The sequence below is a fragment of the Helcobacillus sp. ACRRO genome, from assembly GCF_022347125.1.
Classification (GTDB): Bacteria; Actinomycetota; Actinomycetes; order Actinomycetales; family Dermabacteraceae; genus Helcobacillus; species Helcobacillus massiliensis.
The window spans coordinates 63,627-71,766 of the sequence record NZ_JAKRNG010000012.1 but is presented as its reverse complement, the minus strand read 5'-3'; the positions used below and the strand labels follow the sequence as shown (position 1 = coordinate 71,766).

At 68.6% G+C, this 8,140-nt stretch carries 6 protein-coding genes; 3 read left to right on the top strand and 3 right to left on the bottom strand.

Annotated features, from left to right (window positions below; all coding sequences use genetic code 11):
- Window positions 1-218: 218 nt before the first annotated feature.
- From MHY20_RS06135 to MHY20_RS06125, 3 genes are all read right to left on the bottom strand, one after another.
- Window positions 219-1,784, bottom strand: coding sequence for a GMC family oxidoreductase (locus MHY20_RS06135; RefSeq protein WP_239375641.1), 1,566 nt, complete (start codon window positions 1,782-1,784; stop codon window positions 219-221).
- Complete coding sequence (locus tag MHY20_RS06130) at window positions 1,781-2,365, bottom strand: hypothetical protein (RefSeq protein WP_239375640.1); 585 nt, start codon at window positions 2,363-2,365, stop codon at window positions 1,781-1,783. Before MHY20_RS06130 ends, MHY20_RS06135 begins: the two co-directional genes overlap by 4 nt.
- Window positions 2,366-2,468: 103 nt before the next feature.
- Window positions 2,469-3,257, bottom strand: coding sequence for an IclR family transcriptional regulator (locus MHY20_RS06125; RefSeq protein ID WP_183376718.1), 789 nt, complete (start codon window positions 3,255-3,257; stop codon window positions 2,469-2,471).
- 136 nt (window positions 3,258-3,393) lie between these two features.
- On the opposite strand from MHY20_RS06125, the gene MHY20_RS06120 reads away from it, so the two are divergent.
- From MHY20_RS06120 to MHY20_RS06110, 3 genes are all read left to right on the top strand, one after another.
- Window positions 3,394-3,714 carry a putative quinol monooxygenase gene (locus MHY20_RS06120; RefSeq protein WP_239375639.1) on the top strand — a complete coding sequence of 107 codons (321 nt, stop codon included), beginning with the start codon at window positions 3,394-3,396 and terminating at the stop codon, window positions 3,712-3,714.
- 128 nt (window positions 3,715-3,842) lie between these two features.
- Window positions 3,843-5,123: an anhydro-N-acetylmuramic acid kinase gene (locus tag MHY20_RS06115; RefSeq protein WP_239375638.1), complete on the top strand. Its 1,281-nt coding sequence runs from the start codon at window positions 3,843-3,845 to the stop codon at window positions 5,121-5,123.
- Window positions 5,120-8,122 carry an FAD-binding and (Fe-S)-binding domain-containing protein gene (locus MHY20_RS06110; RefSeq protein ID WP_239375637.1) on the top strand — a complete coding sequence of 1,001 codons (3,003 nt, stop codon included), beginning with the start codon at window positions 5,120-5,122 and terminating at the stop codon, window positions 8,120-8,122. The genes MHY20_RS06115 and MHY20_RS06110 overlap by 4 nt, the downstream gene beginning before the upstream one ends.
- Window positions 8,123-8,140 lie beyond the last annotated feature (18 nt).

Sequence of the window (8,140 nt, the reverse complement as noted above, 5' to 3'; positions counted from 1 at the left end):
GGGCGTCGCCGGTGGGGGAGGGGGCCGACGGGTTCACGGATCGCGACGACATGTCCCCATCGTCCCACGTGGGCAGTTATCCACAGTCCGCGGAGCCCATCGCCATCGGTGCGCGGGCCCGGCAAGAATGGATGCCAGAGGGAGAGGAAACGGCCCCGGCGCTGCTGAGGGGGATAGCGCCGGGGCCACTTCATTGCCCGACCAGATCGAGCAAGGGGTTACACGGTGCCGGTGCGCAACGCTTCCTCTAGGTATTCGGCCTGGCGCATTGCCAAAGCGACGATCGTGAGTGTCGGATTGGCAGCGGCGCCGGTTGTGAACACCGAGCCGTCGGAAACGAACAGGTTCGGAATGTCGTGGGCCCGGCCGAAGGCATCGACTACACCATCGTCCGGACGCTCACTCATACGGCACGTCCCGAGATTGTGTGTGGACGGGTATGGCGGAGTGCGATGAGTCGATGTCGAACCCACTGCTTCGTAAAGGGCCTCCGCTGCGCTGTAGGCATGTTCGCGCATGGCTAGATCATTTGGATGATCGTCGTAATGCACATTTGCGACCGGCAGGCCGAACTGGTCGCTGACAGTGGGGTTCAGCGTGATCGCGTTGGACTCCTGCGGCATGTCTTCACCCACCAGCCAGCAACCAGCCGTATTCGCATAACCGTCGAGGATGGACGTGAAGTTGCGTCCCCACGCTCCGGGCTCTGCGAAACTGGCCAGGAAAGCCGGCCCCAAGGAGATTGTTTCGATGTAGTAGCCGCCGGCGAAGCCGCGGCCGGGATTGTGAACGGATTCATCGGCGATCAGGCCAGCCATGGTCTCACCCCGGTACATGTGCACAGGCTTCGAGAACTGTGCGTATACGCTGCCCGTCAGGTGGCGCATGTAATTGCGGCCGAGCTGCCCCGAGGAGTTCGCAAGGCCGTCCGGAAACAGAGCATTTGCGCTCTGCAGAAGCAGACGCGGGGTTTCGATGGCGTTGCCTGCTACACAGACCACGGCGGCTGCCTGACGCTGCAGGTTGCCGTCTTCGTCGAAGTAGAGGACCCCTTCGATTCGGCCCTTCGAGTCCGTGGTCAGCTCGGCGACATGGCAGTTGGGGCGAAGATCGAGCTTTCCAGTCTTGACAGCACGCGGGATCTCTCGCACCATCGTCGACCACTTCGACTTGTTCTTATCGCCCTGGAAGTTGAAGCCATCCTGGATCGACGCCGGCCGGCCGTCGTAGGGTGCCGCGTTGGTGCCGTAGGGACCGGTTGCGTAGTGCTTGTAGCCCACCTTCTCCGCACCCCCGGCGAGCACCTTGTAGTTGTTGTTCGCCGGCAGCGGCGGGCGCCCGCCGCGATGTGTGGATCCGATCGCGTCCTCGGCACGCGTGTAGTACGGCTCCAGATCCTCATAGCTGATGGGCCAGTCGAGAAGATTCGCACCGTCGATTCGCCCGTAGGTGGAACGGGTCTTGAACTCGTGGGGTTTGAAGCGCGGTGTCGCGCCCGACCAGTGAGTGGTGGTCCCGCCGACGGCCTTCACGATCCACGCGGGCAGGTTGGGGAAGTCCTTGGCGATGCGCCACGACCCGGAGGTCGTCCTCTGGTCAGTCCACGCCATTTGGTTGAAGGCTTCCCACTCAAGGTTCACGTAGTCCTCGTTGTGCAGGTAGGGGCCCGCCTCCAGCAGCACGCATTCGATGCCCATTCGTGTCAGTTCGTAGGCCATGGTGCCGCCACCGGCTCCGGAACCCACGATGACGACCGACGGGGTTGTGAGCTCGATCTTCTTCATTGCCCGCTCCTCCCGGTCCGGTTCGGCTGTCCTGACTGTCGGTTCTGCCCCACGGGTACTGCAGCCGGTCGGACATCTGCGGCGCCGCTGGCGCCAGGGATTGGGGAAATGACATGAGCCAACGGCTCGCCTTCGTACTCCTCGATCCGAGGTTCCGGCAGCCAATCGAGGTCGTTGAAGCCGCGGTCGATGTATCCGCCCTTGTCGAAGGAGGGGCCTTCATACCCGAGCGTTGCCCACACCTCCTCGTCCTCGTACAGGTTCACAACGGCGTTCTGCCGCACGAACCCGAAGAACGGTGTGTGCTGGATCTGCATGAGCAGCGGGTGTGCCTCGTCGGGCTCCATGTCGATGAAGGTGCCGTTGGACAGTGCTTCTAACGACCGCAGCCCTTGGTGGAGCTTCACTTCGGCCCACGGTGACGCGGCGGCTTCCCGCAGAACGATGTCCGCGGTCCGCTCATACGCCGTGATGGGCACCGAGTCATGCGGGAAAATGGCCCGGATCAGATGGGTGAGATAGGCCTTTTCGTCTGGGAGTTGGCCTGCTCTTCTCCCGGTTTCAGTCTTCTTCGACTGCATGACCCCTCCTTAGGTCGTGACGTGATGGCCGCCACAGTAGGAAGAGGGGTCTGGGTGCTCAAGAGGTGTTCTCAGGGCACGAGAATCAGCCTCCGCGGGAGTGTCAGAGTCGGTTCGCGCCCAGGCGGTACGCCCGTGAGGCCCGCGCTGCGGAGGCACGCAGCCGTGATTCGATGTGGCGCTGCCGCCCGTCGTAGGCACCCGACGGAGCCGATATCGCCAGTGACCCGATCAGCAGTCCGTCGCCTGCCCGAATCGCAGCAGCGGCACACGATATCCCTGGCTGGAACTCTTCGTGCTCCCACGCAACACCGCTCTCGCTGATCGCCGCCAGCTCCTCAAGGAGCTCGTTCGGATCGGTCCTGGTGTTCGGGGTGTGCTGCTGAAGAGGAGTCCCAGACACGCGTTCGTGCTGCTCGTCGTGGGAGAGGGATGCGAGGCCGATCTTTCCGAATGCCGTCGCGTGGGGACTCTCATGGAAGCCGAACCCCATCTTCCCCAGACGGGGCGCGTCAGCGGAGTCGGCGACGTCGACCACGACGAAATCGGTGCCGCGATGGACTGCCAGGTAGCAGGCGAGATGGAGGTCATTGTGGAGGCTGCGCACCTCTCGGCGGACAGCGAGCGGCACACCGATATCGTCGTGGAGGCCCTTTGCCAGCACGTGCAGCCGGTAGCCCAGCGCAAACCTGCTTTCGGCGCGGAGATGCACCATGTACCCGAGGTCGATGAGTTCGCTGCATGCCCGGTACACCGTTGGGAGTGGGATGGAAGTCCGTTCCGCGATCGACTTCGCGGAGGCGCTTCCCTGAGACGCGACAGCTTCGAGGATTGCGAACGTCCGCTCCACCTGTCCGTGAGGTGGGTTCTGAGCCGCCTGAAGATCCGCCATTGCGCAAGGCTAGCCCACGAGCAGCGGCGCTGAGGGCTTCTTGCGCGATGAGAAGAGCTGTGGAAGTCGAGGGGCGGCACAGCCCAGGATGGGCACATCGTCCGAGGCAGTCCACCAGTTCAGGAAAGGGAAGACGATGATCCTTATCAATGTGAAGTTCGAGGTCAAGCCGGAGCATGCGGACAATTGGCCCTTAATCTCCGAGGAGTTCACCGAGGCGACTCTGCAGGAACCGGGGAACCTGTGGTTCGAATGGTCGCGCAGCGTCAAGGACCCCAACACGTACGTTCTGATCGAAGCGTTCACCGACGAGGGAGCCTCCCCTCATGTCGAGTCCGAACACTTCAAGGCAATGCAGGAGGAGTTCCCCGCCTATCTGGCGTCGACTCCGCAGATCGTATCGGTCCAGGTGGAGTCCGACGGCTGGGGCCCCATGGGCGAGATCAGCGTCGAGTGACCGGCGGGTCGTGAGGGTCTGATCGATCGGTCGACCGGGCCCTCACGCCAGCGTCGTCGGTCCTACCCTGGAGTCCTCTGTTGTTGCGGCTCCCCCATGCAGTTGTGAGGTGGTTCAGTGTGATGCCCGTGAGCGCAACCGTCATCGGCCTGATGTCCGGCACGTCCCATGACGCGATCGACGCCGCCGCAGCCCAGATCCATCTCGAGGACGGCGCAGCCGGACCCACCCTCGTGCTCCGCCCCCTCGGCCTGATCTCCGCACCGTACGAACCCGGCCTGCGCCGCGCCATCACCGCCGCCCTCCCACCGAGCCCCACCAGCATGGGCGCGGTGTGCGAACTCGACACCCGCATCGGCCAGGCGTTCGCCGACCTCGCCGCCCGCGCCGACACCGAGCTCTGTGACGGCCGCGCCGACCTCGCCGTCTCCCATGGCCAGACCCTCTTCCACTGGGTCGAGGACGGTCGGGTCCGCGGCACCCTGCAGCTCGGGCAGGCGGCATGGATCGCGGAGCGCACCGGCCTGACCACCGTCAGCGACCTGCGCTCGCGGGACGTCGCCGCCGGCGGCCAGGGCGCCCCACTCGTCTCGATCATCGACGTGCTCTGGCTGCACGGCCTGCAGGCCGGCGAGGCCGACGGGACCGCACCGGCCGGCAGCGCAGCCGCCGTGAACCTCGGCGGCATCGCCAACGCCACCGTGCTGCGCCCCGGCGCCGACCCCATCGCCTTCGACACCGGCCCCGCGAACGCCCTCCTCGACGCCGCCGTCCACGACCGCACCGGCGGCCGTCAGAGCGCCGACGTCGACGGTCTGCTCGCGCTCGCCGGCACGATCCACGAGGGACTGCTCAAAGCGCTGCTGGCCGACGGGTTCTACGAGCGGCCCGCCCCGAAGACCACAGGGAAGGAACTGTTCCACCCCGGCTATGTCGCCGAGCGCGCCCGCACCGCCGACCCTCCGATCGACCTGGATGAGCTCAGCCTCGAGGACCTCGCCGCAACCCTGACGGAGCTGACCGCCCGCACCCTCGCCGATGCGCTGACCAGCGCGAACGCCACCGGCGCGCCGGGCCTGGTGGTGCTGTCCGGCGGCGGCACCCGGAACCCGGCGCTCGTCGCCGCGATCCGCCGGCACCTTCCCGCATCGGACGTGCGCATCAGCGACGAGCTCGGATTCGACTCCGCCGCGAAGGAAGCGCTCGGGTTCGCCGCGCTCGGCTTCCTCACCGTCCACGGCCTGCCCGGCGCCCTGCCGTCCTGCACCGGCGCCGGCCGCGCCGCCGTGCTCGGTTCGATCACCCCCGGTACGCGCGGCGCCCCGCCGCTGAGCGGGAGCCCATTCGGCGCCGCGAACCCGTCGGCCCGCATTCCCGCCCCCATCGCCCTCCGAATCGAGCAGCCATGACCCACCACAGCACAGTGCCCGGCGCGATCCGCGACGCCGTCGGCGACCCGAAGCGCCTCACCACCCGCCTCATCGACCGCGCCGCCCGCGCCGGCGACGCCTCCCACTACCTCCTCACCCCCAGCGCCGTCATCACCGCCGCCGACGCCCCCGAAGTGGGCCGGATCCTCGCGGCCGCCACCGCCAGCCGCACCCCGGTCACGATCCGCTCCGGCGGCACCAGCCTCTCCGGCCAGGCCTCCACCGACGGCATCCTCATCGACGTCCGTCAGCGCTTCCGCACCATCGACGTCCTCGACGGCGGCGAGCGGGTCCGCGCCGGCTCCGGCATGACGATCGCCCAGGTCAACAACCACCTGCGCCGCCACCACCGCCGCCTCGGCCCCGACCCGGCCAGCGAAGCCGCCGCCACCATCGGGGGTGTCATCGCCAACAACTCCAGCGGCATGGCCTGCGGCACCGAACAGAACACATACCGCACCCTCGAATCGATGCGGCTCGTGCTGCCCACCGGCACCCTGATCGACACCGCTGACCCGCACGCCGACCGCCGCCTGCGCGACCAGGAGCCCGACATCCATGACGGCCTGCTCCGCCTGCGCGAGCGGATCCGCTCGAACCCGGCGTCCGTCGCAGCGATCCAGGAGCGCTTCGCGCTGAAGAACACGATGGGCTACGGCATCAACGCCTTCCTCGACGCCGAGCACCCCATCGACATCCTCCGCCTGCTCATCATCGGCTCCGAAGGCACCCTCGGCTTCGTCGCTGACGCCACCTTCCGCACCGTCGGCGTGCCTCCGTTCGTCACCACCGGCCTCGGCGTGTTCCCCAGCCTCGACGCCGCCGCCCGCGCCCTGCCCGCGCTCGTCGACTCCGGCGCCGCCACCCTCGAACTGATGGACTCGACCTCGATCGCCGTCGGCCAGGAGCTTGCGGATGCGCCGCCGGAGATCACCGGGTTCCGGCCCGACGGCGAAGCCGCCCTGCTCATCGAATACCGCGCCGAGACCGCCGCGGCCCTCGCCGAGCAGCAGTCCGTCGCGAGCCGCATCCTCGCCGGCGAGGAGCTGCGGGATCAGGTCCGGTTCAGTGAGGACCCCGTCGGCCGCGCGTCCGCGTGGGCGCTGAGGAAGGGGCTGTACGCCTCCGTTGCGGGTGCGCGCCCCACCGGCACCACCGCCCTCCTGGAGGACATCGTGGTGCCGCCCGCCTCCCTCGCGGACACCTGCGCTGACCTGCAGGACCTGTTCGCCGAGCACCGCTACGGCAGCAGCGTCATCTTCGGCCACGCGAAGGACGGCAACATCCACTTCATGCTCACCGACCGCTTCGAGGGCGATGACGCGCTCGGCCGCTACGACCGGTTCACCGAGTCCATGGTGGACCTCGTGCTGTCCCACGGCGGCAACCTCAAGGCCGAGCACGGCACCGGTCGCGCGATGGCGCCGTTCGTGCACCGCCAGTACGGTGACGAGCTCTACGACGTCATGGTGCAGCTCAAGCGCCTCATCGACCCCTCCGGCATCATGAACCCCGGCGTCATCATCAGCGACGACGCCGACGCGCACATGGCGAACATCAAACTGAACCCGCCGGTGGAGGACGAAGTGGACCGCTGCGTGGAGTGCGGCTACTGCGAACCCGTCTGCCCCAGCCGGGACCTCACCCTCACACCGCGGCAGCGGATCGTGGTGCGCCGCGCCGCCGAAGCAGCGCTTGCCCGCGGTGACCTCGACACGGTGGCGGAGCTCCGCGCCGACTACGACTACGAGGGTGTGCAGACCTGCGCGGTGGACGGAATGTGCGCCGTCGCCTGCCCGCTGGGCATCGACACGGGTGCGCTCGTGAAGCGCCTGCGCCGCGAGAAGGCGAACCCGATCCACGCCGCCGCGTGGGCGGGGGCGGCCCGCGCCTGGGCGCCCGTCAGCCGCGGCGCCGCCCGTGCGCTGGACGCCGCCGGGGCACTGCCGCCGTCGGTCCCCGGGGGTCTCTCACGCGCCGGCCGCGCTGTCCTCGGGGCCGACGTGGTGCCCCGTTACACACCGGACCTGCCCGGAGGCGGCGCCGCCCGCCACCTGCTCGGCCGCACGCTCGGCGCGCGCGACGGGGACCTCGTGGGCATCTACCTGCCGGCGTGCGTGTCCTCCATGTTCGGGCCGGCCGACGGATGCGGCAGCGACAGCAGCTGCGGCGACGGTGGCTGCAGTGACGGCGGCTGCAGTGGCGGCGAGCGGGACCGGCACGGCGTGGCCGGCGCCCTCGGCACGGTCCTGGAGCGGGTGGGGCTGCGAGTCGTCATCCCGGACGGCATAGACACGCTGTGCTGCGCCACCCCGTGGACGTCGAAGGGGTACGCGGCGGGCGTCGGCGCGATGCAGCGCCGAGTCAGCGGCGCCGTGCGGCGCGTGGTGCGCGAGCTCAGCGCTGCCGGCGCCCCTGCCGATCTGCCGATCATTTCCGACGCCTCCAGCTGCACCGAGGGCTACGCCTCCATGCTCGCCGACCAGGGATTCCGTGTGGAGGATGCGGTGGAGCTGGTGGCCCGCGAAGCACTGCCGCGCCTGCTGGGCAGCGGGGCCGACGGGACCGCCCCCACCGGTGCGGCGCTTCAGCCGCAGGTGGATGACATCGTCCTGCACCCCACCTGCTCCTCCACGCAGATGGGGCTGAACCCTGCGCTCATCAAGTTCGCCGAAGCCGTTGCGGACACGGTGACGGTGCCCGCGATGTGGTCGTGCTGCGGCTTCGCGGGCGACCGCGGCATGCTTCACCCGGAGCTCACGGACGCCGCCACCGCTGACGAGGCCGCCGAGGTGCGCCGAGGCGTCGACACCGCTGATGACCGCGACGCCGCAGAACCGCGGGGGAGCGGCACTGCACGCGGCAGCCGCGCGTTCGCGTCCTGCAACCGCACCTGCGAGATCGGCATGTCCCGCGCCACCGGCGAGGACTACCGCCACATCATCGAGCTGCTCGCCGACGCGGTCCGCGCCGGCTGATAGGCGGAACCCGTCGGC

Coding starts and splice junctions, on each gene's coding strand:
- MHY20_RS06130 (WP_239375640.1), bottom strand. CDS start 2,365: ATGCAGTCGAAGAAGACTGAAACCGGGAGAAGAGCAGGCCAACTCCCA.
- MHY20_RS06120 (WP_239375639.1), top strand. CDS start 3,394: ATGATCCTTATCAATGTGAAGTTCGAGGTCAAGCCGGAGCATGCGGAC.
- MHY20_RS06135 (WP_239375641.1), bottom strand. CDS start 1,784: ATGAAGAAGATCGAGCTCACAACCCCGTCGGTCGTCATCGTGGGTTCC.
- MHY20_RS06110 (WP_239375637.1), top strand. CDS start 5,120: ATGACCCACCACAGCACAGTGCCCGGCGCGATCCGCGACGCCGTCGGC.
- MHY20_RS06125 (WP_183376718.1), bottom strand. CDS start 3,257: ATGGCGGATCTTCAGGCGGCTCAGAACCCACCTCACGGACAGGTGGAG.